Origin of the sequence: Pseudomonas sp. 10S4 (assembly GCF_034344865.1) — a bacterium.
Lineage (GTDB): Bacteria > Pseudomonadota > Gammaproteobacteria > Pseudomonadales > Pseudomonadaceae > Aquipseudomonas.
Genome location: NZ_CP133774.1, coordinates 3,579,275 through 3,604,926 on the forward strand (window position 1 = coordinate 3,579,275; position 25,652 = coordinate 3,604,926).

General features: G+C 59.1%; 21 protein-coding genes and 3 pseudogenes. 13 read left to right on the forward strand and 11 right to left on the reverse strand.

Annotation, left to right across the window (positions count from 1 at the left end):
* Positions 1-65: 65 nt before the first annotated feature.
* Entirely contained in the window at positions 66-1,244 is a 1,179-nt protein-coding gene (locus RHM58_RS16625) for a vWA domain-containing protein (RefSeq protein ID WP_201255739.1), read from the reverse strand.
* A gap of 35 nt (positions 1,245-1,279) precedes the next feature.
* On the reverse strand, positions 1,280-2,125 hold the full coding sequence (locus tag RHM58_RS16630) for an AAA family ATPase (RefSeq protein WP_201201554.1): 846 nt from the start codon (positions 2,123-2,125) through the stop codon (positions 1,280-1,282).
* A 202-nt stretch (positions 2,126-2,327) separates the two neighbouring features.
* Between RHM58_RS16630 and RHM58_RS16635 the strand changes: the two genes are divergently transcribed.
* Together RHM58_RS16635 and RHM58_RS16640 are read left to right on the forward strand one after the other, a co-directional pair.
* The gene (locus RHM58_RS16635; RefSeq protein WP_322270776.1) at positions 2,328-2,558 is read left to right on the forward strand and encodes a DUF4160 domain-containing protein; all 231 of its coding nucleotides are present in this window, start codon (positions 2,328-2,330) and stop codon (positions 2,556-2,558) included.
* Positions 2,546-3,046 carry a DUF2442 domain-containing protein gene (locus tag RHM58_RS16640; protein ID WP_201201555.1) on the forward strand — a complete coding sequence of 167 codons (501 nt, stop codon included), beginning with the start codon at positions 2,546-2,548 and terminating at the stop codon, positions 3,044-3,046. Before RHM58_RS16635 ends, RHM58_RS16640 begins: the two co-directional genes overlap by 13 nt.
* A 2-nt stretch (positions 3,047-3,048) precedes the next feature.
* On the opposite strand, the gene RHM58_RS16645 is transcribed toward RHM58_RS16640, so the two are convergent.
* On the reverse strand, positions 3,049-4,125 hold the full coding sequence (locus tag RHM58_RS16645) for a DUF748 domain-containing protein (RefSeq protein WP_201201557.1): 1,077 nt from the start codon (positions 4,123-4,125) through the stop codon (positions 3,049-3,051).
* A gap of 127 nt (positions 4,126-4,252) precedes the next feature.
* Here RHM58_RS16645 and cysK point away from each other — a divergent pair, with 127 nt between their 5' ends.
* Both cysK and RHM58_RS16655 read left to right on the forward strand, forming a co-directional pair.
* Positions 4,253-5,227 carry a cysteine synthase A gene (gene cysK, locus RHM58_RS16650; RefSeq protein WP_201201558.1) on the forward strand — a complete coding sequence of 325 codons (975 nt, stop codon included), beginning with the start codon at positions 4,253-4,255 and terminating at the stop codon, positions 5,225-5,227.
* Positions 5,228-5,545: 318 nt separating this feature from the next.
* The gene (locus RHM58_RS16655; RefSeq protein ID WP_322270777.1) at positions 5,546-6,484 is read left to right on the forward strand and encodes an aspartyl/asparaginyl beta-hydroxylase domain-containing protein; all 939 of its coding nucleotides are present in this window, start codon (positions 5,546-5,548) and stop codon (positions 6,482-6,484) included.
* Positions 6,485-6,537: 53 nt separating this feature from the next.
* Here RHM58_RS16655 and RHM58_RS16660 read toward each other — a convergent pair whose 3' ends face one another.
* Together RHM58_RS16660 and RHM58_RS16665 are read right to left on the reverse strand one after the other, a co-directional pair.
* Complete coding sequence (locus RHM58_RS16660; protein ID WP_322270778.1) at positions 6,538-6,735, reverse strand: hypothetical protein; 198 nt, start codon at positions 6,733-6,735, stop codon at positions 6,538-6,540.
* Positions 6,732-7,277, reverse strand: a complete 546-nt coding sequence (locus tag RHM58_RS16665; RefSeq protein ID WP_322270779.1) for a hypothetical protein — start codon at positions 7,275-7,277, stop codon at positions 6,732-6,734. Before RHM58_RS16665 ends, RHM58_RS16660 begins: the two co-directional genes overlap by 4 nt.
* Positions 7,278-7,458: 181 nt before the next feature.
* Here RHM58_RS16665 and RHM58_RS16670 point away from each other — a divergent pair, with 181 nt between their 5' ends.
* The 3 genes and pseudogenes from RHM58_RS16670 to RHM58_RS16680 all read left to right on the forward strand — a co-directional run bounded on the left by RHM58_RS16670 (position 7,459) and on the right by RHM58_RS16680 (position 9,404).
* Entirely contained in the window at positions 7,459-7,698 is a 240-nt protein-coding gene (locus RHM58_RS16670; RefSeq protein ID WP_322270780.1) for a hypothetical protein, read from the forward strand.
* Between the two features lie 37 nt (positions 7,699-7,735).
* A pseudogene (locus RHM58_RS16675) lies at positions 7,736-8,600 on the forward strand (DMT family transporter).
* A gap of 501 nt (positions 8,601-9,101) precedes the next feature.
* Positions 9,102-9,404 carry a hypothetical protein gene (locus tag RHM58_RS16680; RefSeq protein WP_322270781.1) on the forward strand — a complete coding sequence of 101 codons (303 nt, stop codon included), beginning with the start codon at positions 9,102-9,104 and terminating at the stop codon, positions 9,402-9,404.
* A gap of 178 nt (positions 9,405-9,582) precedes the next feature.
* Here RHM58_RS16680 and RHM58_RS16685 read toward each other — a convergent pair whose 3' ends face one another.
* Positions 9,583-10,491 (reverse strand): DMT family transporter, encoded by a 909-nt coding sequence (locus RHM58_RS16685; protein ID WP_201255735.1) that lies wholly within the window; start codon positions 10,489-10,491, stop codon positions 9,583-9,585.
* 286 nt (positions 10,492-10,777) lie between these two features.
* On the opposite strand from RHM58_RS16685, the gene aceK reads away from it, so the two are divergent.
* The 4 genes from aceK to RHM58_RS16705 all read left to right on the forward strand — a co-directional run bounded on the left by aceK (position 10,778) and on the right by RHM58_RS16705 (position 19,609).
* Entirely contained in the window at positions 10,778-12,499 is a 1,722-nt protein-coding gene (gene aceK / locus RHM58_RS16690; protein ID WP_322270782.1) for a bifunctional isocitrate dehydrogenase kinase/phosphatase, read from the forward strand.
* 232 nt (positions 12,500-12,731) lie between these two features.
* Positions 12,732-16,643, forward strand: coding sequence for an ATP-dependent RNA helicase HrpA (gene hrpA, locus RHM58_RS16695; protein ID WP_322270783.1), 3,912 nt, complete (start codon positions 12,732-12,734; stop codon positions 16,641-16,643).
* Between the two features lie 377 nt (positions 16,644-17,020).
* The gene (locus RHM58_RS16700; protein WP_201201572.1) at positions 17,021-18,142 is read left to right on the forward strand and encodes a beta-ketoacyl-ACP synthase III; all 1,122 of its coding nucleotides are present in this window, start codon (positions 17,021-17,023) and stop codon (positions 18,140-18,142) included.
* A 342-nt stretch (positions 18,143-18,484) separates the two neighbouring features.
* Entirely contained in the window at positions 18,485-19,609 is a 1,125-nt protein-coding gene (locus RHM58_RS16705; RefSeq protein WP_201201578.1) for a GNAT family N-acetyltransferase, read from the forward strand.
* A 21-nt stretch (positions 19,610-19,630) separates the two neighbouring features.
* On the opposite strand, the pseudogene RHM58_RS16710 reads toward RHM58_RS16705, so the two are convergent.
* From RHM58_RS16710 to RHM58_RS16730, 5 genes and pseudogenes are all read right to left on the reverse strand, one after another.
* Positions 19,631-19,762: pseudogene (locus tag RHM58_RS16710) on the reverse strand (aquaporin); the annotation flags it as partial.
* Positions 19,763-19,980: 218 nt separating this feature from the next.
* On the reverse strand, positions 19,981-21,813 hold the full coding sequence (locus RHM58_RS16715) for an ABC transporter ATP-binding protein (RefSeq protein ID WP_322270784.1): 1,833 nt from the start codon (positions 21,811-21,813) through the stop codon (positions 19,981-19,983).
* 85 nt (positions 21,814-21,898) lie between these two features.
* Positions 21,899-22,456 (reverse strand): peptidylprolyl isomerase, encoded by a 558-nt coding sequence (locus tag RHM58_RS16720; protein WP_201201583.1) that lies wholly within the window; start codon positions 22,454-22,456, stop codon positions 21,899-21,901.
* Positions 22,457-22,459: 3 nt separating this feature from the next.
* Positions 22,460-23,263 carry an alpha/beta fold hydrolase gene (locus tag RHM58_RS16725; RefSeq protein ID WP_322270785.1) on the reverse strand — a complete coding sequence of 268 codons (804 nt, stop codon included), beginning with the start codon at positions 23,261-23,263 and terminating at the stop codon, positions 22,460-22,462.
* 14 nt (positions 23,264-23,277) lie between these two features.
* The gene (locus RHM58_RS16730) at positions 23,278-24,201 is read right to left on the reverse strand and encodes a LysR family transcriptional regulator (RefSeq protein WP_201195155.1); all 924 of its coding nucleotides are present in this window, start codon (positions 24,199-24,201) and stop codon (positions 23,278-23,280) included.
* Between the two features lie 49 nt (positions 24,202-24,250).
* Here RHM58_RS16730 and RHM58_RS16735 point away from each other — a divergent pair, with 49 nt between their 5' ends.
* Both RHM58_RS16735 and RHM58_RS16740 read left to right on the forward strand, forming a co-directional pair.
* On the forward strand, positions 24,251-24,580 hold the full coding sequence (locus RHM58_RS16735; RefSeq protein ID WP_201201586.1) for a 3-phosphoglycerate kinase: 330 nt from the start codon (positions 24,251-24,253) through the stop codon (positions 24,578-24,580).
* 150 nt (positions 24,581-24,730) lie between these two features.
* A pseudogene (locus RHM58_RS16740) lies at positions 24,731-25,331 on the forward strand (FMN-dependent NADH-azoreductase).
* Positions 25,332-25,652 lie beyond the last annotated feature (321 nt).

Here is a 25,652-nt window from a genome sequence, read left to right on the forward strand (position 1 = left end):
TTCGGTGTTAACCCTGTAGGAACGAGGCTTGCCCGCGATGGTGTCATCCCGGACAACAATCATCTCTACTTGGACAAAAACCGCATCCCTTCCTCCAACCCGCGCAAGGTCAGCGGATACATCTGGTCTTCGATCAAATCGCGCACGATGTTGGTCGACGAGGTGTAGCCCCAAGTGTCTTTCGGGTACGGGTTGATCCAGATGAGCTTCTTGTACTTCGCCATGAAGCGCTGCATCCACACATAACCCGCCTCTTCGTTCCAGTGCTCCACGCTGCCGCCAGCCTGGGTGATTTCATAGGGCGCCATGGCGGCGTCGCCGATGAAGATCACTTTGTAATCGGCGCCGTATTTGTGCAGCAGATCCTGAGTCGAGAAACGCTCGGAGGTGCGGCGCATGTTGTTCTTCCACACCGACTCATAAAGGAAGTTGTGGAAGTAGAAGTACTCCAGGTGCTTGAACTCGGTCTTGCAGGCCGAGAACAGCTCTTCGCAAATCTTCACGTGGGCGTCCATCGAGCCGCCGATGTCGAACAGCAGCAACAGCTTGACGGTGTTGCGCCGCTCCGGCCGCATCTGAATGTTCAGCAGCCCGGCATCGCGGGCGGTGTGGTCGATGGTGCCGTCGATGTCCAGTTCTTCGGCCGCACCCTGACGGGCAAATTTGCGCAGCCGGCGCAGGGCAACCTTGATGTTGCGCGTGCCCAGTTCCACCGAGTCGTCGAGGTTCTTGTACTCGCGCTGATCCCAGACCTTGACCGCTTTGCCCTGACGCTTGCCGGCATCGCCGACCCGAATACCTTCCGGGTTAAAGCCGCCGGAGCCGAACGGGCTGGTGCCGCCGGTGCCGATCCATTTGTTGCCGCCGGCATGGCGTTCTTTCTGTTCTTCGAGGCGTTTCTTAAACTCTTCGATCAACTTGTCGAGGCCGCCGAGGGACTGGATCTGCGCCCGTTCTTCATCGCTCAGGGAACGCTCGAATTCCTTGCGCAGCCAGTCTTCCGGAATCAATGCCTGAAGGTGGTCGTCGAGTTTTTCCAGGCCATTGAAGTAGGCGCCGAAAGCCCGGTCGAATTTGTCGAAATGCTTTTCGTCCTTCACCAGAATCGTCCGGGACAAGTAATAAAACTCGTCCATGTCGGCGAAGACCACGCGTTGTTTCAGCGCGTTGATCAGGTCCAGCAGCTCGCGCACCGAGACCGGCACCTTGGCGGCGCGCATTTCATTGAACAGGTTGAGCAGCATGGCGATCGCCTCCGCTTTTGTTAAAAAAGCGATACTTAGCGAGAGCCGCGACGGCTCATGAACGCCAGGCGCTCAAGCAATTGCACGTCCTGTTCGTTCTTCACCAGCGCACCGGCCAGCGGCGGGATAGCCTTGGTCGGATCACGTTCGCGCAGCACTGCTTCGCCGATGTTGTCGGCCATCAGCAGTTTGAGCCAGTCCACCAGTTCGGAGGTCGACGGCTTCTTCTTCAGGCCCGGCACTTTGCGCACGTCGAAGAACACGTCCAGCGCTTCGCTGACCAGGTCTTTCTTGATGTTCGGGTAGTGCACATCGACGATCCGCTGCATCGTCACGCGGTCCGGGAAGGCGATGTAGTGGAAGAAGCAGCGGCGCAGGAATGCGTCCGGCAGCTCTTTCTCGTTGTTGGAGGTAATGATGATGATCGGGCGAATCTTGGCCTTGATCGTCTCGTCGATCTCGTAAACGTAGAACTCCATCTTGTCGAGTTCTTGCAGCAGGTCGTTCGGGAACTCGATGTCAGCCTTGTCAATTTCGTCGATCAGCAGGATCACCCGTTCTTCGGACTCGAAGGCTTCCCACAGCTTGCCCTTTTTCAGGTAGTTGCGAACGTCGTGGACCTTTTCGGTGCCCAGTTGCGAGTCACGCAGACGGCTGACCGCGTCGTACTCGTACAGGCCCTGATGCGCCTTGGTTGTGGACTTGATGTGCCAGGTAATCAACTTGGCGCCAAAGGACTCGGCCAGTTGCTCGGCGAGCATGGTCTTGCCGGTGCCCGGCTCGCCCTTGACCAGCAGCGGACGCTCCAGGGTGATAGCGGCGTTGACCGCCAGCTTCAGGTCATCGGTGGCGACGTAGGCCTGGGTGCCTTCGAACTTCATCTGCTAATCCTCGAACGGTAACGCCGACCTGAACGGGGCAGGGCGGGGCGCAATAAGTGTAGTCCCCGACTATAACGCGCTGCCCGGTCGACTGTGAACGCAGACGGGTTATTCAGTCTCTGAATGGGGCGTCACATCTTGACTCAGTCTCGGCGCAAGGCCAGCATTCAGGTATCGCCGATTTGGCGATAGCCTTCGCGGCATGTCTACTAAATACCTATTTCGCGATAAGTACCGCATTCAGTTGCGCGAGAAGGATCATCCACCGCCCCACGTTCACCTGACCGGTGGCGGGTTGGACGTGATGCTCAGCCTGGAAACCGTCGAAGTCATGGCAGGAAGGGCGCCGCCGTTGATTATCAGGGAAGCATTGGAATGGGTGGGAGCCCATCAGGTGCAATTGTTGGAGGACTGGAAACGATGTTACCCATGAAGCGCCCACGGCTGAACGCTGTCAGGGCTTTGCCGGATTATCGTCTGGCGCTGACGTTTATTGACGGTCAACAGCTGACACTGGATTTGAGTGCGGATTTGCACGCTTATCCGGGGTTGCAGCCGTTGCTTGCGGATCATGTCTTTGAAGGCGCATCCCTCGGCGATGATGGCTGGACGGTGGAGTGGCCCGAGCCGGATATTCAGATTGGTGCAGACTCTTTGTACCTTGATGCTCTTGCGCAAAACGCTACCGACGAAAACACCCGGATCTTCATCAACTGGCGCGCCCGCACCGGGTTGCCGTTGAATCAGGCCGCTGAAGCACTGGGCGTCAGTGCCCGCAGTATCAGCCGCTACAGCAGCGGACGCGAAGCGGTACCCAGGTCATTAGCCCTGGCCTGTCTGGGCTGGGATTCCTTGCAGCAATGTTCAGCATTGGAGGCGGCCGAGGAAACGGGTCGCTACACCGTCACGCGTAAACCCTAACCCTAACCCGCATCCGGCTTGGGCTGTTCATACCGGGCATTGAACGCCTGGATGAAACCATTGCGCAAAATCTGCAAAAACGCCTGGAACGCGCTGATATCTTGCTGGTGTACGTTGCCGCTGAGTTCGACCTTGGTCGCGAACTGGTTCTTGCGCTGGTTCTTCAGCACAGTTTCGGTGCCACCGACGATGGCTTCCCAGACCGAGCGAAAAAAGCTTTTGTTCTTGTTCTCGACATCTTGTTGCCAATTGAACACTTCGACGTCGCGCAGCAGTGGCTTGATGTAGCCCTTGAGCTGGCCCTTATTGGCTTCGGCTTCGATCACCACGTCGCCATGGCCGGCGTTGAAGTCGAATTTGCCGTAGGCCGAGGCGAAGTCGTTCATGCGTTTGAGCTCGATGTTCTTGACTCGCAGTCGAAATTCGAAGTCTTCGAAGTTGCTCAGCGGATCGAAGGTGGCGGTGGCTTCCAGCGGGGCCTGGCCCAACAGCAGCGCCTTGCCCTCGAAACGGGCGTCGCGCTTGCCTTTGGTGTCGACGACGTTGGTCAGGTTATAAATGCTGGCGTTGACCTGGGTGGCGTTCATGTTTACCGGCGGGGTAGAGCTAAAGTTTCGAAAACTGATTTTCCCGTCGTTGATCCGCACTTCGTTCAGGGTGATAGGCAGCAGTTTGCTCAGTTGAGCGCGCCAGTCCGTGCCGCGACCGGTCTGGGAGTTCTGTTTATTAGTGCCACCGTCGACGAAGTTCAGCTCGGGTTTGATGAACTGCACCTTGGCCACCACGGCATGGTCGTACCAGAGCGAATGCCAACTGACAGCGAGGTCGATCAGCGGTGCATTGACGAACGGCACCGGGACTTTGCCATCGACCTTGACGATCTTCAGTCCGTTGATTTTGTAGGCGCCGCGCCACAGGGCCAGGTCCACGTCAGTGATCTGGCCACGGTAGTCGCCCATGTCGGCCAGTTTGTCGTTGAGGTAATCGCGCACCATGTAGGGCAGGGCGATGTGCACGGCAATCAGCAGCACAACGAGGCCAGCGAGGGTCCACAGAGGCCAACTGTATCGACGCTTCATGGTGGCAATTCCTTGGCAGTATAAAGTCATTGACTGCTACCGCCAGCGGACGTTCGACCTGACTGGACGACCACGGGCAACAGGCATACCTTGGACGGCTTATCCAACGCTGCATAAGGACCCAGCCATGAGCCGTATTTTCGCTGACAACGCCCATTCCATCGGCAATACGCCGCTGGTGCAGATCAATCGCATCGCGCCGCGCGGCGTGACCATCCTGGCTAAGATCGAGGGGCGCAACCCCGGTTATTCGGTCAAATGCCGGATTGGCGCGAACATGATCTGGGACGCCGAAAGCACCGGCAAACTCAAGCCTGGCATGACCATTGTGGAGCCGACTTCCGGCAATACCGGCATCGGCCTGGCGTTTGTTGCTGCTGCCCGTGGTTACAAGTTGATGCTGACCATGCCAGCGTCCATGAGTATTGAACGCCGCAAGGTACTCAAGGCGCTCGGGGCCGAACTGGTGCTGACCGAGCCGGCCAAGGGCATGAAGGGCGCAATCGAAAAGGCTGCGGAAATTCTCGCCAGCGACCCGGCCAAGTACTTCATGCCATCGCAGTTCGATAACCCGGCCAACCCGGCCATCCACGAAAAAACCACCGGCCCGGAAATCTGGAACGATACCGACGGCGCGGTCGATGTGCTGGTGGCAGGCGTCGGAACGGGCGGAACCATTACCGGTATTTCGCGGTATATCAAGAATACCCAGGGCAAACCGATTATCTCGGTGGCGGTGGAGCCGGTTTCGTCGCCGGTGATTACCCAGGCGATGGCCGGCGAAGAGATCAAGCCGAGCCCGCACAAGATTCAGGGCATTGGCGCCGGTTTTGTGCCGAAGAACCTCGATTTGTCGATCGTCGATCGGGTCGAACTGGTCACCGACGATGAATCCAAGGCCATGGCCCTGCGCCTGATGCAGGAGGAAGGGATTTTGTGCGGTATCTCATGCGGTGCGGCGATGGCGGTTGCGGTGCGTCTGGCCGAAACCCCGGAAATGCAGGGCAAGACCATCGTGGTGATCCTGCCTGACTCCGGCGAACGTTATCTGTCGAGCATGTTGTTCAGTGATCTGTTTACCGAGGCGGAGAACCAGCAGTAAGGATTGGGCCTATTGTGGCGAGGGAGCTTGCTCCCGCTGGGGCGCGTAGTGGCCCTTATCCCAAGAAGGGACTGCTGCGCAGTCCAGCGGGAGCAAGCTCCCTCGCCACAAAGTGCACTCTGACTTCAAAGCGTCAAGGTTGACTCAGGTCAGCCGAGGTTCAGGAACCTTATGTTAATAAGTGCTTTGTTGCGCAATCCTTAACACTGAATGTTCAGTCAGGCGGGTTTTTCCCCGGGCCGGTAGTGGTTATCATGGCCGGCTGCCACGTCGGGTAAATGGCGTTGCGCACAGTTGCCTATTCTCAAGGAGTCGTTAATGACCTTTTCCTTTGCCGCGAAGGCGTTGCTGTTGCTGTTGTTCCTCGGCAGCACGCTGTATGTGCATTTGCGCGGCAAGGCGCGATTGCCGGTCCTGCGTCAGTTCGTCAACCACTCGGCGCTGTTTGCCCCGTATAACGCGTTGATGTACCTGTTCTCCGGCGTTCCGTCCAAACCCTACCTCGATCGCAGCAAGTTCCCGGAACTTGATGTGCTTCGCGATAACTGGGAAGTCATTCGCGACGAAGCGATGCACCTGTTCGACGAGGGCTACATTCGCGCCGCCGAAAAGAACAACGACGCTGGTTTCGGCTCGTTCTTCAAGAAGGGCTGGAAGCGTTTCTACCTCAAATGGTACGACAAGCCATTGCCATCGGCCGAAGCCCTGTGCCCGAAAACCGTGGCGCTGGTCAGCAGCATTCCCAATGTCAAAGGCGCAATGTTCGCCTTGTTGCCGGGCGGCAGCCACCTCAACCCGCACCGCGACCCGTTCGCCGGTTCCCTGCGTTATCACCTGGGGCTGTCGACACCGAACTCCGACGATTGCCGCATCTTCGTTGACGGTCAGGTCTATGCCTGGCGTGATGGCGAAGACGTGATGTTCGACGAGACCTACGTGCACTGGGTCAAGAACGAAACCGAAAAGACTCGGGTCATCCTGTTCTGCGACATCGAACGGCCGCTAAGCAACCGCATCATGACCCGCATCAACCGCTGGGTCAGTGGCCTGCTGGGCCGCGCCACCGCTCCGCAGAATCTTGATGACGAACGCGTTGGCGGGATCAACCAGGCTTACGCGTGGAGCAAGAACTCCAGTGACAAGTTCAGCGGGGTGGTCAAAAAATGGAAGCGTCGCCATCCGAAGGCTTACCGCGTACTGCGGCCGGTGCTGGCAGTGGTGGTGCTGACGTTGTTGGGGTATTGGTTGTTTGGGTGATACCAGACACAAAATGAAAAAACCGCTCATTGGAGCGGTTTTTTTCGCCGGCGCTATGGGCGCCCGGCGAGCAGGCTAGGTTCGCCTTCGATGCCCTCAACGAGTATCTGCAAAAAACGACGTTGATTTGCTGATAGCTTTGCAGCGATTGGCTTGTTTTCTGTTTCGGATGAACGTTTCTTCGTGGGGGATTTTTTAATCACTTTTCGCATATTCCCTCCGGTTTTGATCATTAATTGAGCAGTTTTCACAATGCTAGACTCTCCACGGCAATGACAAGACGGCCTTCAGAATCAAATGCAAAGCCGAGTCGTTTATAAATAGAAATCGCACCTTCCAGCGGCTCCTGAACCTCAATGTACTTGCTGCCTAGGATTTGGGCGTACCGGTCAATCGCCATCATTGCCAATGTCGCAATACGGCCCTTTAAGGGAAGGGCTTCCCTCTGTCGCCCTTCCAATCTCACGATACGGATTCGTTGCCGACTGTTGTTCGGATTCGCGAAGCAAAGTCCGCAGAGTTCATCGTCGAACCAGATGGCAATATCCAGAGACAAAGGCTCCTTCGCTTTCCATCCTATGACCTCATCCCATGAAAAGTTTGGATATTCCCAACGCTCGCAAGCATCCAGTGCCTGTGCATTGATGGCTTCGAACCGCACCTGTGATAGATCAATGCTCGTTGGGCCTGCCAGTTCCAGTTCATGTTGCAACTGGGCAGCGCTGGTAGCAGCAAGATTTCTGGCCCTCGACTTATACAACTGATACCGAATGTGCGTCCGTTCCCTTGGCATGTGATCTCGTGCATTCCCTATCTCCCATCGATGGGCTTTTCTGTCCCTCTGAAGGGTAGGGTGCTCAATCAGGCCTGTCGTTACTGGCCCTTTGTCCAAGTCATTGCAATCTGTGTCGCGGGCTGGTTATAGTCGGTGCTCGCCTGCTCTCCCGAGCACGGCCTTCATAAAAGATCAGCCCATGCCTGCTTCCCTCATCAACGCGGTAGTCGATTCAGCGGTCAACGCTGGTGTCGTGCCGTGCGGGATTCAGCAGCCTGCGCAGATCAGCCATTACCCCCTCCTGTCAGTAGCACGCCGGTGTGCGCAGTCGTATCACCGCCAGGCGTTGGCATTTCGGGCTGATCAGCTTTTCCTGCTGTTCCATGCCCGTCTGAAAAGTGTCCGTCTGAAAAAACTACTGAACTTCAGCTTCGGCTGAGTTGGCTTTTTATTTGCCTGATGACAGGTGGTATTTCATGTTTGTCCTTTCGAAAAAATCCGCGCTCGCGGCGGCGTCCACGAGCCTGTTCGTTCTGCTGTGGAGCAGCGGGGCGATCTTCTCCAAATGGGGCCTGGCCCACGCCTCACCCTTTGCCTTCCTGCTGATCCGCTTCACCATCGCCCTATGCGGGTTGCTGCTGCTGGCACCGTTGCTCAAGCTGAAACTGCCCAAGGGCGGCAAGCCGATGTTGTACGCGATGGCCACCGGCGTGGTGTTGCTGGGGGCTTATCAGATTTTCTATCTGCTGGCCTTGGACCTTAAAGTCACACCCGGCGTGATGGCGACGATCATGGGCGTGCAGCCGATCCTGACCGTGGTGATCATGGAACGTCAGCGCTCAATCAGTCGGATGTTCGGTCTGGCGCTGGGTTTGGCCGGGTTGATCATGGTGGTTTATCAAGGCATCGGTCTGGCCGGGATGTCGTTGGCCGGGATGCTCTTTGGATTCGCTGGCGCTGGCGAGCATGACCTTTGGTTCGATCATGCAAAAACGCATTACTGACAATCCGCTCGGCACGCTGCCGGTGCAGTACCTGGCCGGGCTGTTGCTGTGCGGGATCTTCGTGCCGTTCCAGCCGTTTCACTTCGAACACAGCGCAGGGTTTATCGTCCCGGTGTTATGGATGGGGCTGGTGGTGTCAGTGCTGGCGACGTTGCTGCTGTATCGACTGATCGCCCGGGGCAATCTGGTGAATGTCACCAGCCTGTTTTACCTGGTGCCGGCGGTGACGGCGGTGATGGACTACCTGATTTTTGGTAATCGGCTGGCGATGTTGAGCGTGCTGGGAATGCTGCTGATTATTGTCGGATTGGTGTTTGTGTTCCGGCAGTCGCGCTGATTGTGGCGAGGGGGCTTGTCGGAATGCCGCACCACCCCGTTGGGTTGAGAAGCGGCCCCAGAACCTGCTGCCGTGTTTATTCAGGTGCACCGCATCTGCCGATTGGCGACTGCTTCGCAGCCGAACGGGGTAAACCCCCTCGCCACAGGGATTTTGTATGGGCGGGAATTAGTGGTCCTACAGCGGGGTGGGCGATCTTGCAGCGGCGCACAACTTTCCAAGACGTTTCCTACGACGTACCCTGTTGCCGCGTTTCGGTATCGACCCCTATAGTTTGGGCTCGCGGAAAACACCGCGAACTGACCTTGGCCGGTCGATCACACCAAACGCACCAGCGTCATTGTTCAGACATTTTCATGTCTGGATGTCGTGTTATGGCAGCTGTGCGCGGGACACCTTCGGGTGTGCCGGGGTTGGGTGTGCCGGTCGGCCAACCCGCACACAGCTGCCACCTTTTTCGCTTGGCCGCGAACGGTGGTAGCTCTATTTGGAGTTACACCCATGCACGACCAAATCATGCCGCGCTACCTTCCCATCGACACCTACGACGCCGACAACCCAGTGCTCTACATCAACACCCACCGAGAACTCAGCGAAATGGCCGCCTGCGCCATGCACCGCTTCACCGTGGTCCGCGATCTGACCGACACCTTGTCCAGCCTCAACCTCACCGGTATTTCCGACTGCGACCTGACCCGCGTCACCCGGGCGGTGCACCTGCTGACGCGCGAAGGTTGCGCCATTCTCAATGTGATCCAGGCGCGGGCGTTGCAGCGCGAAGAAGGGTTTAAAGCGGCGGTGTAGCGGCTGACGCCTTCGCGAGCAGGCTCGCTCCCACAGTGATTGTGTGAACACCCGAGATCAAACTGTGGGAGCGGGCTTGCTCGCGAAGAGGCCGTGTCAGTCGACATTAATGCTGCATGACACACCGCTTTCGCGAGCAAGCCCGCTCCCACAGGATATTCATCTGGCTCAGGATTGATTACCGCTCCGCCAATTCCACAACCTTCACCACCGCCGGTTTCAACACCAGCCACAACGCCGCGGCAATCAACACCCCGCCATAGATGTGCGCCATCGACAACGGCTCATCCAGCAACAGCGCGCCCCACAGCACGCCGAACGGCGGGATCATGAAGGTTACTGTCATCGACTTCACCGGCCCGATCGAACTCAGCAACCGGAAGTACACGATGTACGCAAACGCGGTACACACCAGCCCCAACCCCAGCAGCGACAGCCAGACATTCCAGCCGCCCCAGCTCGCCGGTGGATTGCTGATCACGCTGTAGCCGAACAACGGCAACAGGAACAACGTGGCACCCAGCATGCTGCCCAGCGCGGACAAACGACTGTCGAGACCGCCGGCCTGATCGAGCCAGCGGCGGGCGAGGAACCCGGCGAAGCCGTAGCAGGTCGTCGCCAGCAAGCAGGCGAGGGCGCCCATCAGCAGTTGCATATCGAACGCCACCGGGCCGGCACGGGTCAGGACGCCAACACCAAACAGCCCGAGGAACACTCCGCCAAGCTTGGCCGCAGTCAGTTTTTCATGGAAGAACAACCCGCCGATCAGCACGCCCATCAACGGCGTAGTGGCGTTGAAGATTGCCGAGTAGCCGGCCGGCAGCACTTGCGCGGCCACGGAATACAGGGTCGCCGGAATCCCGGAGTTGATCACCCCGAGCAGCATCACCGTCTTGAGTTTGCCTTTGAAATCCCAGCTGATGCGCATCAGCCCGAGGATCACCAGCAAACCGGCCGCTGCAATCGACACCCGGAAAAACGCCGTGGGAATAGTGCCAATCACCGGGGCGATGATGCGCATGAACAGGAAGCTCGCGCCCCAGATTGCCGCCAGCGACAGTAAACGAACAATATCGACAGGGCTCACGGTGCACTCCTTCCTTTATGGGGACGGAAGTGTTGCCGAGAGCCCTGACGATGGCAACCGCAAATCGGGCATTTAATTGATGAGGCGAGTGAGATTGGCGGCGTGCAGAAGAATCGGTCAAGCGGCGCCGACGTGACCGGCTGGACTGTTTACTGACCTGATGGTCGATTAAAAAACTGTCGCAAAGGCCCGCTCGACTATCGACATCAATGGCAAAAATTACGCTTCTCCTGCACCGGGTTCACTGGCTAAGCTCAGGCTTCCAGAATTCCGCAGAGGTCTCACCATGCCGCAGCATTGGCCAGCCGCCGATATCGCTCGAATGATCCTCGATGGCTTTGACGACTACCGCGAGCATTTTCGCCAGATCACTGACGGCGCCCGGGCCCGCTTCGAGCGGGCCCAGTGGCAGGAGACGCAATCGGCGTCGGCGGCGCGGATCAATCTGTACGAAGATAAAGTCGGCGAGACGGTGGAGCGCCTGCGGGCGTCCTTCGAGACCGACACGTTGATGGACGTCAGCAGTTGGCCGCTGGTCAAAAGCGCCTACATCACGCTGATCGACCTGCGGTTCGACGATGAACTGTCCGAGACCTGGTACAACTCGATCTTCTGCGGGCTGTTCAGCCACGACCTCATTAGCGACGGCTGCATGTTCATCCACACCACCCGGCCGAGCCTGCGCCGGGCCAGGGCTGCGCAAACCCGCACCTACAAGCCTCAGGGGCACTTGTCGGAAATGTTGGCGAGCATCTTTGCCGACTACCGTTTCAGCGAGGATTACGCCGACCTGGCCGGCGACCTGCGCCGGCTCGAAGCGCAACTGCGCGAGAACCTGCCGGACTGGGTCTGCAAAGACCCGGAACTGTCCGTCGAACTGTTCTCCTCGGTGCTTTACCGCAACAAGGGCGCGTACCTGGTGGGGCGCATCTACACCCAGGACGAACAATGGCCGCTGGTGATTCCATTGCTGCACCGCGAAGGTCGCGGCATTCAGATCGATGCGCTGATCACCGATGAAGCGGACGTGTCGATCATCTTCTCGTTCACCCGCTCGTACTTTATGGTCGATGTGCCGGTGCCGGCGGAGTTCATCGGTTTCCTCAAACGCATCCTGCCGGGCAAGCACATCGCCGAGCTGTACACCTCGATCGGCTTCTACAAGCACGGCAAGTCCGAGTTCTACCGGGCGCTGATCAATCACCTGGCCAACACCGACGACCAGTTCATCATGGCCCCCGGTGTGCGCGGCATGGTCATGAGCGTGTTCACCCTGCCGGGTTTCAATACCGTATTCAAAATCATCAAAGACCGTTTCTCGCCGTCGAAAAACGTCGACCGGGCTACGGTGATCGAGAAGTACCGGCTGGTGAAAAGCGTCGACCGTGTCGGGCGCATGGCCGATACCCAGGAATTCGCCGACTTCCGTTTTCCGCTGAGCAAGTTCGAGCCGGCGTGCCTTGAAGAACTGCTCGATGTGGCGCCGTCCACGGTGTCGGTCGAAGACGATACCGTGCTGATTCGCCACTGCTGGACCGAACGGCGGATGACGCCGCTGAACCTCTACCTGGAAAACGCCAACGAGGCGCAGGTCCGCGAAGCGCTGGAAGATTACGGCCTGGCGATCAAGCAACTGGCGGCGGCGAACATCTTCCCTGGCGACATGCTGCTGAAGAACTTCGGCGTCACCCGGCACGGACGCGTGGTGTTTTATGACTACGACGAGATTTGCTTCCTGACTGAAGCCAACTTCCGCCACATCCCGCAACCGCGCACACCGGAAGATGAAATGGCCTCCGAGCCGTGGTATTCGATCGGGCCGCTGGATGTGTTTCCCGAGGAGTTTCCACCGTTTTTGTTTGCCGATTCGGGGCAGCGGCGGTTGTTTGATCAGTTGCATGGCGAGTTGTACAACGCCGATTACTGGAAGAGCCTGCAAGAGGCGATTCGGGCAGGCAAAGTGATCGACGTTTTCCCGTATCGGCGCAAAGGCTTCGATAACGAATAACTCACTCAAGCGAACACCCTGTGGCGAGGGGGCTTGCCCCCGTTCGGCTGCGAAGCAGTCGTAATCAGGTCATCGCGATATATCTGAAACGCTGCGGTGGATGGTTTTAGGGTCGCTTCGCAACCCAACGGGGGCAACCCCCTCGCCACAAAAGCGCTTCACAGTCGTGTTCAGTGCTCCAAATCTGCGACAATCGCCCCCTTGCGCCACTAGACGACTTATTGCGTACCTGATGACTGACGAATCGCCTTCCATCGACAAACTGCTGAAAAACCTCGATCACGCCATGCTCGCCGACCGCCACCGGCTGCGGCGGCAGTTGCTTGAGCTGCGCAAGAAACCTGACGAAGCCAAGTTGGCCCAGTGGGTGACGCGCATGCAGGCGTCCTGTGATCAGGTGTTGGCGCGGCGCGCCAGCCTGCCGGTGATTCGTTATGACGACAGCCTGCCGATCGCCGCCAAGCGCGACGAAATCAAGGCAGCGCTGCTCAAGCATCAGGTGCTGATCATTGCCGGCGAAACCGGTTCGGGTAAAACCACCCAGTTGCCGAAAATTTGCCTGGAAATCGGTCGCGGCCAACATGGCCTGATCGGCCACACCCAGCCACGTCGAATTGCTGCGCGCAGTGTGGCGAGTCGGGTGGCTGAAGAGTTGGCGACGCCGTTGGGCGCGCTGGTCGGCTACCAGGTGCGGTTCACCGACCAGGTCGGTCCGGACACCAGGATCAAGCTCATGACCGACGGCATCCTGCTGAACGAGATGCACCGCGACCGGATGCTGCGCAAATACGACACGATCATCATCGACGAGGCCCACGAGCGCAGCCTCAACATCGACTTCCTGCTCGGCTACCTGCGCCAGCTGCTGCCGCAGCGCCCCGACCTCAAGGTCATCATCACCTCGGCGACGATCGACCTGGAACGCTTTTCCAAGCATTTCGATGACGCGCCAATCGTTGAAGTCTCGGGCCGGACCTTCCCGGTGGAAACCTGGTATCGCCCGCTGACCCTTGAGCAGGACGAGGAGGGCAACCGCGTAGAAGACGACTTGACGGTGGACCAGGCGATCCTCGCCACCCTCGACGAAATTGCAGCGTTTGAACGCAGCGAAGGCAAGAGCCCAGGCGACGTGCTGGTGTTCCTGCCCGGCGAGCGCGAGATTCGCGACGCGGCGGACATGCTGCGCAAGGCTCAGCTCAAGCACACCGAAATCCTGCCGCTCTACGCACGTTTGTCGCCGGCCGAGCAGCAGCGGATTTTCCAGTCGCACCCAGGGCGCCGGGTGGTCCTGGCGACCAACGTTGCGGAAACCTCGCTGACCGTGCCGGGCATTCGTTACGTGATCGACAGCGGCACCGCGCGCATCAGCCGTTACAGCTACCGCGCCAAGGTCCAGCGCCTGCCCATCGAAGCGATTTCCCAAGCCAGTGCCAACCAGCGTAAAGGTCGTTGCGGGCGAGTCGAGCCGGGCATTTGCATTCGCCTTTTCAGCGAAGAAGATTTCATTGGCCGCCCGGAATTTACCGATCCGGAGATCCTGCGGACCAACCTCGCGGCGGTCATTTTGCAGATGTTGCATCTGCGCCTCGGCGAGATCACCGACTTCCCGTTTATCGAGCCGCCGGATGGCAAGGCGATCAGCGACGGTTTCAACCTGCTGCAAGAACTCTCGGCGGTGGATCGCAACAGTCAGTTGACCCCGCTGGGGCGCAATCTGGCGCGCTTGCCGGTGGACCCGCGCATGGGCCGCATGCTGCTGGAAGCGGCCAGACTCGGCAGCTTGCAGGAAGTGCTGATCGTCGCCAGTGCGATGTCGATTCAGGACCCGCGCGAGCGTCCGCCGGAGCGTCAGCAAGCCGCTGACCAGGCGCACGCGCAATGGAAAGACGTGGACTCGGACTTTGCCGGGCTGGTCAATTTGTGGCGTGGTTTTGAAGAGCAGCGCCAGGCGCTGACGGCAAGTCCGCTGCGCAACTGGTGCCGCAAGAATTTCTTGAATTACCTGCGTCTGCGCGAATGGCGCGACTCGCACCGTCAGTTGAGCCTGATCTGCCGCGACATGCAGTTGACCATCAACAAAGAGCCGGCCGATTACCCGAAACTGCACAAAGCCGTGCTGTCCGGGTTGCTCAGCCAGATCGGCCAGAAAACCGAAGACGGTGATTACCTCGGCGCCCGTCAGCGGCGCTTCTGGATTCACCCATCGTCCGGGCTGGGCAAGAAGCGCCCGCAATGGCTGATGACTGCCGAGCTGGTGGAAACCACCAAGCTTTATGCGCGGATGGTTGCCAAGATCGACGCCGACTGGATCGAGCCGCTGGCCGGGCACCTGATCAAGAAAAACCACTTCGAACCGCATTGGGAGAAGAAGCGCGGCCAGGTCGTGGCGTTTGAGCAGATCACCTTGTTCGGGCTGATCATCGTCGGGCGCCGGCCGGTGCATTACGGGCCGATTGATCCCGTCGTGTCTCGCGAGTTTTTCATTCGTGAAGGCTTGGTGCGCGGTGAGATTCAGTCCAAGGCCAAGTGCCTGACGGCCAACGCGCAACTGCTGGAACAGCTCGACGAACTGGAGGCCAAGGCCCGTCGTCGCGACATCCTGGCCGATGAAGAAACCCTGTTCGCCTTCTACGACGCGCGACTGCCGGCGGAGATTCACCAGACCGCGACCTTCGACAGTTGGTACAAGGTCAACAGCCAAAAAGACCCGCAACTGCTTATCATGCGCGAAGAAGACGTGCTGGCCCGCGAGGCCAGTGAAGTCACCGCCTTGCATTATCCGGACACCTTGCACATCGGTGATCTGGAGTTGGCGCTGAGCTACCACTTCGAACCGAATCACCCGCGCGACGGCGTGACCCTGCGCGTTCCGGCGCCGCTGTTGCCGATGCTGCCGCCGGAACGCCTGGAATGGCTGGTGCCGGGCGTGATCGAGGCCAAGTGCATCGCGTTGGTCCGCAACCTGCCCAAAGCCCTGCGCAAGAACTTTGTGCCAGTGCCGGACTTCGTCAAAGCCGCGTTGCAGCGCATGACCTTCGCCGAGGGCTCGCTGCCTCAGGCGCTGGGCCGCGAACTGCTGCGCATGACGGGGGCGCGGGTCAGCGATGAAGCCTGGGCGGAAGCTTCTCAACAGGTCGACAGCCACCTGCGGATGAACCTGGAAATCGTCGATGGCCAAGGCAAGTTCCTTGGCGAGGGGCGTGATCTGGCCGAGTTGACCGCACGCTTCGCTGAAGCGAGCCAGGCTGCATTGGCCGTTCCGCAAACCGCGAAAAACCAGCAACCGGTGGAGCCGAAAGTCTTTGCGGCCGTCGCCGAGAAAACCCAGCAGAAGATCGCCGGGCTGTCGATGACGGTGTATCCGGCGCTGGTGGAGGAGGCGGGCACGGTCAAGGAAGGGCGTTTCTCGACCCCGGCCGAAGCCGAGTTCCAGCATCGCCGCGCGTTGCAGCGCTTGCTGATGCAGCAACTGGCCGAGCCGGCGAAGTTCCTGCGCGGCAAGTTGCCGGGGTTGACTGAGCTGGGGCTGATGTACCGGGAGCTGGGGCGCATCGATGCCTTGGTGGAGGACATCCTGTTGGCCAGCCTCGACAGCTGCATTCTCGACGGCGAAGATCCGTTGCCCCGCGATGGCGCCGGTTTGGCGTCGTTGGCCGATCGCAAGCGCGGTGGCTGGACTGAGCACGCCGAACGTCTGGCGAAGCTGACGCTGGAGATTCTCAAGCTCTGGCACGGGCTGCAAAAACGCTTCAAGGGCAAGATCGATCTGGCGCAGGCCGTAGCCCTGAATGACATCAAGCAGCAGCTCAGTCATCTGGTGTATCCAGGTTTTGTCCGGGAAACCCCGATGCAGTGGCTCAAGGAACTGCCGCGTTATTTGAAAGCGGTCGAGCAGCGCTTCGAGAAAATCGGCGCGCAAGTGCAGCGGGATCGGGTCTGGAGCGGCGAATTGTCCGGCCTGTGGACGCAGTATCAGACTCGCGCCAACAAACACGCCCAGGAAGGCAAGCGCGATCCGCAGCTGGAGTTGTATCGTTGGTGGCTGGAGGAATACAGGGTTTCCCTGTTCGCCCAGCAATTGGGAACCAAGGTGCCGATTTCGGATAAGCGTCTGAACAAACAGTGGACGCAAGTAGAGCCATAAACTCCTGCGGGAGCCGGCTTTTGTGGCGAGGGGTTTACCCCGTTGGGTGGCGAAGCCGCCCCAAAACCTGCAACCGCGGTGCATCAGTTGCACCGAGTGCGCCGGTTTTACGACTGCTTCGCAGCCGGACGGGGGTAAACCCCTCGCCACATAAGCCCTGACAGCTATGCCGTTGCGCTTGCAAAAGGGGCTAAACCCCAGCGTTTATGGCAAACTTCGCGCCTATAAACGCCGGCCCCGCAGTTTTGAGCCTTCACAGGCACACGCGGATCGGAATAAAGCGTTGCCAGGTTTGCTTCCCTGGACGGGAAAAGACCCTTTGTGTGTTGGTACGTCGGTGCCAACGCTTTCTGCCTGAACAGATTAGAGAAACGACCATGCATAATGTCGTCATCAGCGGCACCGGCCTGTACACCCCGGCCAACAGCATCTCCAACGAAGAGCTGGTGCAGTCTTTCAACGCTTACGTCGCGCAATTCAACGCCGACAACGCCGATGCCATCGCGCGCGGCGAGATCGAAGCGTTGACCGAGTCCAGTGCAGCGTTTATCGAAAAAGCGTCCGGCATCAAAAGCCGCTTTGTCATGGACAAGGACGGCATCCTGGACCCGCAACGCATGGCACCACGCCTGCCCGAGCGTTCCAACGACGAATGGTCGGTGCTCTGCCAGATGGCCATCGGCGCTGCCGAGCAAGCCTTGCAACGCGCCGGCAAGACCGCCGCGGACATCGACGGCGTGATCGTCGCCTGTTCCAACCTGCAACGCGCCTACCCGGCCATCGCCATCGAAGTCCAGGAAGCCCTGGGCATTCAAGGTTTCGGTTTCGACATGAACGTCGCGTGCTCCTCGGCGACCTTCGGCATTCAGGCCGCCACCAACAGCGTGCAACTGGGCCAGGCCCGGGCGATTCTGATGGTCAACCCGGAAGTCTGCACCGGCCACCTGAACTTCCGCGACCGTGACAGCCACTTCATCTTCGGCGACGCCGCCACCGCGGTGATCATCGAACGTGCTGACCTGGCGACCTCCCCGTACCAGTTCGACATTGTCAGCACCAAACTGCTGACCAAGTTCTCCAACAACATCCGCAACAACTTTGGCTTCCTCAACCGCGCGGCGGAAGAGGGCGTTGGCGCCCGGGACAAACTGTTCGTGCAGGAAGGCCGCAAGGTATTCCGCGATGTGTGCCCGATGGTTGCCGAGCTGATCGCCACGCACCTGGACGAGAACAAGCTGAATGTCGGTGACGTGAAGCGCTTCTGGCTGCACCAGGCCAACCTCAGCATGAACCACTTGATCGTCAAGAAACTGCTGGGCCGCGAAGCCAGCGAAGAAGAAGCACCGGTGATCCTCGACACCTACGCCAACACCAGCTCCGCCGGTTCCGTGATTGCGTTTCACAAGAACCAGGATGATCTGGCCAGCGGTTCACTGGCGGTGCTTAGCTCGTTTGGTGCCGGGTATTCGATTGGTAGTGTGATTCTGCGCAAGCGCTGAGTTAACGCTTAAAAAGATCGCAGCCTGCGGCATCTCCTACAGGGTCGGGTTTCAACGCAATATTGCGGTTGAGCCCGGTCGGCAAGGAGCTGCCGCAGGCTGCGATCTTTTTGTGGGCAGCGCTTTTTTGTGGCGAGGGGGCTTGCTCCCGCTCGGCTGCGAAGCAGTCGCACAGTCAGCGAGTGCGGTCTGTCAGGAGGAATGCAGTGGCCGGGTAGACCCCGACACTCCAAAAACAGGCACCCATTGATCCAGAGCGTTGTGGGCGGATGAAGGGTGTGGAAAGTATGGTGATAAGCGATACTCGCCAAGCTGTCACGCAAAGCAACAGTGAGAATGTCGATGCCGCTGCAACGTCTGGAAAGTCTGTCCGAAATCGCGCCGCAAACGTGGGACGCGCTGGTACCTGAAAATCAGCCGTTTCTGCGTCACGCTTTCCTCTGCGCCCTGGAAGACAGTGGCAGCGTCGGCCCGCATTCAGGCTGGCAGCCTGAGCATTTACTGCACATCGAAGGCGACCGCCTGATCGCTGCATTGCCCAGTTATCGCAAATGGCATTCCTATGGCGAGTACGTGTTCGACCACGCCTGGGCCGATGCCTGTGCGCGAGCCGGTATCGAGTATTACCCCAAGCTGTTGACCGCCGTGCCGTTCAGCCCGGTCAGCGGGCCGCGTTTGCTGGCGGCCAATGTCGAGGATGGCTTTGAGTTGCTGAAAAGCCTGCCGGGGTATCTGGAAATCGAAGAACTCTCCAGCGCGCACATCAACTTCACCGATCCATTTACTGACGCAGCATTGGCCGAACAACCCGGCTGGTTGCAGCGCATCGGCTGTCAGTATCACTGGCAGAACCGCGGTTATCGGGACTTCCAGGATTTTCTCGACGCGCTCAGTTCGCGCAAGCGCAAACAGATGCGCAAGGAACGCGAGCAAGTGGCCGGGCAGGGCATTGAGTTCGAATGGCTTGAAGGTGCGCAACTGACCCAGGCGCAGTGGGATTTCGTCTATGCCTGCTATGCCAATACCTACGCGGTGCGTCGACAAACGCCGTACCTGACGCGGGAGTTCTTCAGCCTGTTGGCCGAGCGCATGCCGGAGTCGATTCGCGTGGTGCTGGCCAAACAAGGCTCACGGCCGGTGGCCATGGCGTTCAGCCTGGTGGGTGGCGACAGTTTCTACGGCCGTTACTGGGGTTGCCTGGCGGAGTACGACCGTTTGCATTTCGAAACCTGTTTCTATCAGGGCATGGATTACGCCATTGCCAATGGTTTCCAGCGTTTTGACGCCGGGGCGCAGGGTGAGCACAAGTTGATTCGTGGGTTCGAACCGGTGATCACCCATTCCTGGCATTACCTGCGTCATCCCGGTTTGAAAGCAGCCGTCAAAGACTTTTTGCAGCAAGAACGTGTCGGGGTCCTGGCGTATGCCGAGGAAGCGAGGACCGCCTTGCCTTATCGGCAAGCCTGATCCTCGCCACGGGCCTCAGGTGCCTTCCTTGCCGCTGGCGATGTAGTAGAGCAATGTCGCCGCGATGATCCCGCCAATCACTTGGGCGACGATGTAGGCGGGCAGTTCACGGGCGGGGAATCGACCACCGACGAACAACCCGACCGAGACGGCTCATTTCCAGAACCTTGGCTGAGTACGGCAGGGTTTTTGCGGAAATCCAGCAGGCCATAAAAAACCGCCAAGGCCCGTGGTTAGCGGGTTGTGGCGGTTTTTTTGGTTTTTTGGAAAGGGCGGCTGGCACCAGGATCGCAGCCTTCGGCAGCTCCTGCATTGGATCGGCGTACACCTGTAGGAGCTGCCGAAGGCTGCGATCTTTTGATCTTCAGGTCTCAATCAATCCCGACAAACCCACCCGTCTGGTGCTGCCACAACCGCGCATACAACCCGCCATGGGCCAGCAGTTCGGCGTGGGTGCCGGTTTCGGCGATCTTGCCGTTTTCCAGCACTACCAGCCGATCCATCCGGGCGATGGTCGAGAGGCGGTGGGCGATGGCGATCACGGTTTTGCCCTGCATCAGGGTTTCCAGGCTTTCCTGGATCGCTGCTTCGACTTCCGAGTCCAGCGCCGAGGTGGCCTCGTCCATGATCAGGATCGGCGCGTCCTTGAGCAACACCCGGGCGATAGCGATCCGCTGACGCTGGCCGCCGGAAAGTTTCACCCCACGCTCACCGACATGCGCATCGAAGCCGGTGCGGCCTTCGGCGTCCGAGAGCAACGGGATGAACTCGTCAGCCCGGGCCTTGTGCGCCGCTTCCCAGAGTTCGGCGTCGGTGGCGTCGGGCCTGCCGTAAAGCAGGTTGTCGCGAATCGAGCGGTGCAGCAGCGAGGTGTCCTGGGTGATCATGCCGATGCGTTCGCGCAGGCTTTCCTGGCCGACCTCGGCGATGTTCTGGCCATCGATGAGGATTCGCCCGCCCTGCACGTCATAGAGGCGTAGCAACAGGTTCACCAGGGTCGATTTACCGGCACCGGACGGCCCGATCAAGCCGATTTTCTCACCGGGTTTGATCGTCAGGTTAAGGCCGCCGATGATCCCGCTCTTCTTGCCGTAGTGGAAATCGACGTGCTCGAACCGTACTTCGCCGTGGCCCACCGCCAGTGGCTTGGCCTGCTCGCGGTCGGTGACGCTGACCGGTTGGGCGATGGTCCGCAAACCGTCCTGGACCATACCGATGTTTTCGAAGATGCCGGTGACCACCCACATGATCCAGCCGGACATGTTGACGATGCGGATCACCAGGCCTGTGGCCAGGGCAATCGCGCCCACCGAGATCAGTGACTGAGACCACAGCCACAGGGCCAGGCCGGTGGTGGCGACGATCAGCAGGCCGTTCATGCTGGTGATGGCCACGTCCATACTGGTGACCACACGGCCGGCCAACTGGGCTTTTTCGGTTTGCTCCTTGATGGCTTCCTTGGCGTACTGCTGTTCAAAATTGGTGTGGGCAAACAGCTTCAGGGTGGTGATGTTGGTGTAGCCGTCGACGATCCGCCCCATGAGTTTTGAGCGCGCATCGGAAGACTGCACCGAGCGATCCTTGACCCGTGGCACGAAGTAATAAAGTGCACCGATGAAGCCTGCGATCCAGGTGATCAGCGGGATCATCAGGCGCCAGTCGGCTTCGGCAAACAGCACCAGCGCGCTGATGGCGTAGATCAGCACATGCCACAAGGCGTCCACGGCTTGCACGGCGGAGTCGCGCAGGGCGTTGCCGGTTTGCATGATGCGCTGGGCGATGCGCCCGGCGAAGTCGTTCTGGAAGAAATTCAGGCTCTGTTTGAGCACGTAGCGGTGGTTCTGCCAGAGAATCAGGCTGGTCATGCCCGGCGTCAGGGTTTGATGCACCAGCAGGTCGTGCAGGCCGAAGAAAATCGGGCGCAGGATCAGGGTGACCACCACCATCCAGGTCAGTTCGAGCGCGTGGTCCTGGAAGAAGTTGGGGTTCGGCGTGCCTTGGGCCAGGTCGATGATACGGCTCAGGTAGTTGAACAGCGCCACTTCGATCAACGAGGCGAACAGGCCGACGACCAGCAGGGCGGCGAAACTCGGCCAGACCTGCTTCAAGTAATAGGTGTAGAAGGGGAGAACCCGATCCGGCGGAGCCGCCGTCGGTGCATCGCGGAAGATGTCGATCAGTCTTTCAAAACGGCGATAAAGCATTGGTTCTCCGCCCGCGCTGGGGCTCTCCTTTGAACAGTGTGAGCGGTGCCGCAAAGCGACAGCCGCTCAAAACATCCAATGAAGCTTAGTTGATGACTTTGGCCGACTTGATGAACACTGGATCGGCCGGCACATCTTTCATGCCGCTTTTGGTGGTGGTTGGCGAGTTGACGATGACGTCCACCACATCCATGCCTTTGACCACTTTGCCGAATACGGCATAGCCGTCGCCGCTGTCGAGGAAGTCGTTGTCTTTGACGTTGACGAAGAATTGGCTGGTGGCCGAATCCGGATCGGAAGTGCGGGCCATGGACAGCGTGCCACGGACGTTATGCAAACCGTTCTTGGACTCGTTCTTGATCGGCGCCTTGGTGTCTTTTTGCGTCATCTGTTGAGTAAAACCGCCGCCCTGAACCATGAAGCCCGGGATCACGCGGTGGAAAATCGTGTTGTTGTAGAAGCCGCTGTTGACGTAATCCAGAAAGTTCTTGGTACTGATCGGCGCCTTGACCGGATCCAGTTCGATTTCGATGGTGCCGTTGGTGGTGACCAACTCAACGTGTGGCGCCTTGGCAGGCGTTGCAGCCATCAGGTTGGCGGCAAACAGTACGGAGCCGGCGACGAGGGCGATTTTTTTCAACATGGGTCAGTGATCCTGAGTAGTGGTGTCGACTGCGGTGAGAAACTCGAGCAGGGTTTGGTTAAAACGTTCGGGTTGATCCAGCGGGGTGGCGTGGCGCGAATCGGCGATCACCACCAGCCGCGCATCGGGCAGCAGTTTTACATAGGTTTCTTTCAGCGCTACCGGCGTGTAGTCACGGTCGGCGCTGACGATCAGGGTTGGACAGGTCACATTGGAAAGTCGTTCCTGAACCCCCCAGCCAACGATGGCATCGAAGCTGGCGAGATAAGCATGTTTGTCGTTTTTTGCCCAGCGCTCGGCCATTTTTTGTCGCAAATCGGCCTGTTCCGGTTTGGGGAACAGCTTGCCACCCAAGGCCTTGCCGATGGTGCCGAGGCTAAGCGCGCGCATCAGGCTCCAGCGTTTGAACCACTGCCAGTAATCGTCGCGGCTGCGCAGTTTGACCTCGGGTGCGCTGTTGACGATGCACAGGCTCTTGAGCAGTTGCGGCTGATCCGTGGCCAGTTGAAAACCGATCATGCCGCCCATGGACAGGCCCACGTAATGGGTCGGCCCGAGGTTCAGGTGTTGCATCAGTGCGATCAGGTCGGCGCTGAAGCCGGCGATGCTATAGCGCTCGCGAGGTTTGTCCGAGCGACCGTGGCCGCGCACATCCGGGACGATCACCCGGTAGTGGGCGGATAACGCCGGGATCTGCATTTCCCAGTCCAGAGTGCTGGAACCCAGCCCGTGGACCAATAGCAGCGCAGTGCCATGGCCGTATTCCTCATAGTGCAGGTTGCAACCTTCATGTTCGAAATAGGCCATGCAAAAACTCCGTGTCAGGCTTGTTCTGGGGCGGCGAAGGGCGCATCCAGCGGCGCGGTGTCGAAGGTGCGCAGCAATTCTATGAGGATCTGCGTCGCCGGGCCCAAGGGTTTGTCCTTGTTCGAGTACAGATAAAAGCTCGGGTTGCGGCTGCCGCCCTGGTCCAACGGTAGCAGCTTGAGCGTACCTTCCTTCAATTCCCGTTCGATCATGTGCCGAGGCAACCAGGCAAAACCCAGCCCGCTGCCGACGAACGTGGCGGCCGTGGCCAGGCTGCCGACGGTCCAGCGCTGTTCGGCACCGAGCCAGCCAACGTCCCGTGGCTGCTGGCGGCCGGAGTCGCGGATGACCACTTGCATCTGGGTTTCCAGGTCCTGGAAGTTGATTTCGCGGTTTAGGCGATGCAGCGGGTGTTCGGGGTGAGCGACGGCGACAAATTCCACGTCACTCAATTCGGCGCCCAGGTAACCGGGAATGCTGAGACCGGTGATGGCCAGGTCGGCCACGCCTTCGAGCAGGACTTCTTCCACACCCGACAATACTTCTTCACGCAAGCGCACCCGGCAGCCACGGCTTTGCGGCATGAACGCGGTCAAGGCGCGGACGAGGCGGGCGCTCGGGTAAGCGGCATCGACCACCAGCCGCACTTCCGCTTCCCAGCCTTGCTCCATGTGGTGGGCCAGGTCTTCCAGTTGGCTGGCCTGTTTCACCAATTGCCGCGAACGGCGCAGCAACACGCCGCCGGCTTCGGTGAGCACTGCTTTACGGCCGTCGATACGCAACAGCGGCACACCGAGCTGGTCCTGCATGCGTGCCACGGTGTAGCTCACCGAGGATTGCGAGCGGTGCAGCGCTTCGGCGGCCTGGGCGAAACCACCGTGGTCGACCACGGCCTGCAACGTTCGCCATTGATCAAGGGTCACGCGGGGCGCTTTCATGATGAGCTCCTCTTGTCCTAAGCTGGCAGTCCTTATTGGAGACTGCCGAATGAAAAAATTCTGTTGTGTGGTATCGGGTTGTGCGCTGCTGGTGATGCTGCCGCTGACTGCGTTTGCCTATCCGATCGATGTTCAGAAAACGCTCAATGGCTTGAGCATCGACTACAACTCCTATGACACGGATAGCGACATGGCCTCCATTCAGGTGAACAACTTCGGCACCACCGACGCAATCTGTAAGGTGGTTTTCAACAATGGCCCGGAAGCGCCGCGAACTCGCAATATCGATGTGCCTGCCGGCAAGCACACCAACGCTACCGCCAAGTTCACCCGGACCATTATCAAGATGCGAATCGATCTGACCTGCACCCCAAAATGACGTCCTGCGGAGCAGGCCCACTGGGCATGCTCCGCTTATAAACGAATTTATCGATGCTTTATAGCAGTTATTTGCGCTTTTTCATCGATATGACTCTGTTTAATCTCCACTCCATCGACTTACAGCATTCTCAGATGGAGGCTACATCCCATGTCCCGCGTTCTGATCATCGAAAGCAGCGCCCGTCAGCAAGACTCGGTTTCCCGTCAGTTGACCCAGACCTTCATCAGCCAATGGAAAGCTACACACCCGGCCGATCAGATCACCGTTCGTGACCTGGCCGTTAATCCAGTGCCGCATCTGGACATCAACTTGCTGGGCGGCTGGATGAAACCTGCCGAACAACGCAACGACATCGAACAGGCGTCCCTGGATCGCTCCAACCAGTTGACCGACGAATTGCTGGGCCGCCGACGTGCTGGTCATGGCTGCGCCGATGTACAACTTTGCGATCCCGAGCACCCTTAAAGCCTGGCTCGACCACGTGCTGCGTGCCGGCGTGACCTTCAAGTACACCGACACCGGCCCGCAAGGTCTGCTCACCGGCAAACGTGCCTACGTGCTGACTGCTCGCGGCGGGATCTACGCTGGCGGCCCGGCGGATCACCAGGAACCGTACCTGCGTCAGGTCATGGCTTTCATCGGTATCCACGACGTGACCTTCATTCACGCCGAAGGCATGAACCTGGGCGGCGACTTCCAGGAGAAGGGCCTGAACCAGGCCAACGCCAAGCTTTCCCAGGTCGCCTGATCCGTTAATCGCCAGATAATCGCTGGATGGTCTAGTGACCTGGCGCAACCCTTCAAGCCTGTACGCGCATCGACCTCCCTTTGCACTTGTTGCTCCTGAGTGTGTAGCCCGATTGAACGCTTTAGCGAGATCGGGCTTTTTTTGTCTGGGATTTGATGAGTTGGCACACGACCCCTGTGGGAGCGGGCTTGCTCGCGAAAACGGTGTGTCATTCACCATTGATGTTGACTGACACGGCCCCTTCGCGAGCAAGCCCGCTCCCACAGTGGATTTGTGTGTGGTCTGACGATTCGCGGTGAAGAGTAAAACCCGCTATCGTCG

What these genes read in the sequence shown, in the direction of transcription:
- RHM58_RS16680 (WP_322270781.1), top strand. Translation starts at nt 9,102, where the DNA reads ATGCACGACCAAATCATGCCGCGCTACCTTCCCATCGACACCTACGAC.
- RHM58_RS16730 (WP_201195155.1), bottom strand. Translation starts at nt 24,201, where the DNA reads ATGAAAGCGCCCCGCGTGACCCTTGATCAATGGCGAACGTTGCAGGCC.
- RHM58_RS16715 (WP_322270784.1), bottom strand. Translation starts at nt 21,813, where the DNA reads ATGCTTTATCGCCGTTTTGAAAGACTGATCGACATCTTCCGCGATGCA.
- aceK (WP_322270782.1), top strand. Translation starts at nt 10,778, where the DNA reads ATGCCGCAGCATTGGCCAGCCGCCGATATCGCTCGAATGATCCTCGAT.
- RHM58_RS16670 (WP_322270780.1), top strand. Translation starts at nt 7,459, where the DNA reads ATGCCTGCTTCCCTCATCAACGCGGTAGTCGATTCAGCGGTCAACGCT.
- RHM58_RS16700 (WP_201201572.1), top strand. Translation starts at nt 17,021, where the DNA reads ATGCATAATGTCGTCATCAGCGGCACCGGCCTGTACACCCCGGCCAAC.
- RHM58_RS16655 (WP_322270777.1), top strand. Translation starts at nt 5,546, where the DNA reads ATGACCTTTTCCTTTGCCGCGAAGGCGTTGCTGTTGCTGTTGTTCCTC.
- RHM58_RS16725 (WP_322270785.1), bottom strand. Translation starts at nt 23,263, where the DNA reads ATGGCCTATTTCGAACATGAAGGTTGCAACCTGCACTATGAGGAATAC.
- RHM58_RS16705 (WP_201201578.1), top strand. Translation starts at nt 18,485, where the DNA reads ATGCCGCTGCAACGTCTGGAAAGTCTGTCCGAAATCGCGCCGCAAACG.
- RHM58_RS16645 (WP_201201557.1), bottom strand. Translation starts at nt 4,125, where the DNA reads ATGAAGCGTCGATACAGTTGGCCTCTGTGGACCCTCGCTGGCCTCGTT.
- RHM58_RS16640 (WP_201201555.1), top strand. Translation starts at nt 2,546, where the DNA reads ATGTTACCCATGAAGCGCCCACGGCTGAACGCTGTCAGGGCTTTGCCG.
- RHM58_RS16720 (WP_201201583.1), bottom strand. Translation starts at nt 22,456, where the DNA reads ATGTTGAAAAAAATCGCCCTCGTCGCCGGCTCCGTACTGTTTGCCGCC.
- RHM58_RS16635 (WP_322270776.1), top strand. Translation starts at nt 2,328, where the DNA reads ATGTCTACTAAATACCTATTTCGCGATAAGTACCGCATTCAGTTGCGC.
- RHM58_RS16735 (WP_201201586.1), top strand. Translation starts at nt 24,251, where the DNA reads ATGAAAAAATTCTGTTGTGTGGTATCGGGTTGTGCGCTGCTGGTGATG.
- RHM58_RS16625 (WP_201255739.1), bottom strand. Translation starts at nt 1,244, where the DNA reads ATGCTGCTCAACCTGTTCAATGAAATGCGCGCCGCCAAGGTGCCGGTC.
- hrpA (WP_322270783.1), top strand. Translation starts at nt 12,732, where the DNA reads ATGACTGACGAATCGCCTTCCATCGACAAACTGCTGAAAAACCTCGAT.
- RHM58_RS16630 (WP_201201554.1), bottom strand. Translation starts at nt 2,125, where the DNA reads ATGAAGTTCGAAGGCACCCAGGCCTACGTCGCCACCGATGACCTGAAG.
- cysK (WP_201201558.1), top strand. Translation starts at nt 4,253, where the DNA reads ATGAGCCGTATTTTCGCTGACAACGCCCATTCCATCGGCAATACGCCG.
- RHM58_RS16665 (WP_322270779.1), bottom strand. Translation starts at nt 7,277, where the DNA reads ATGCCAAGGGAACGGACGCACATTCGGTATCAGTTGTATAAGTCGAGG.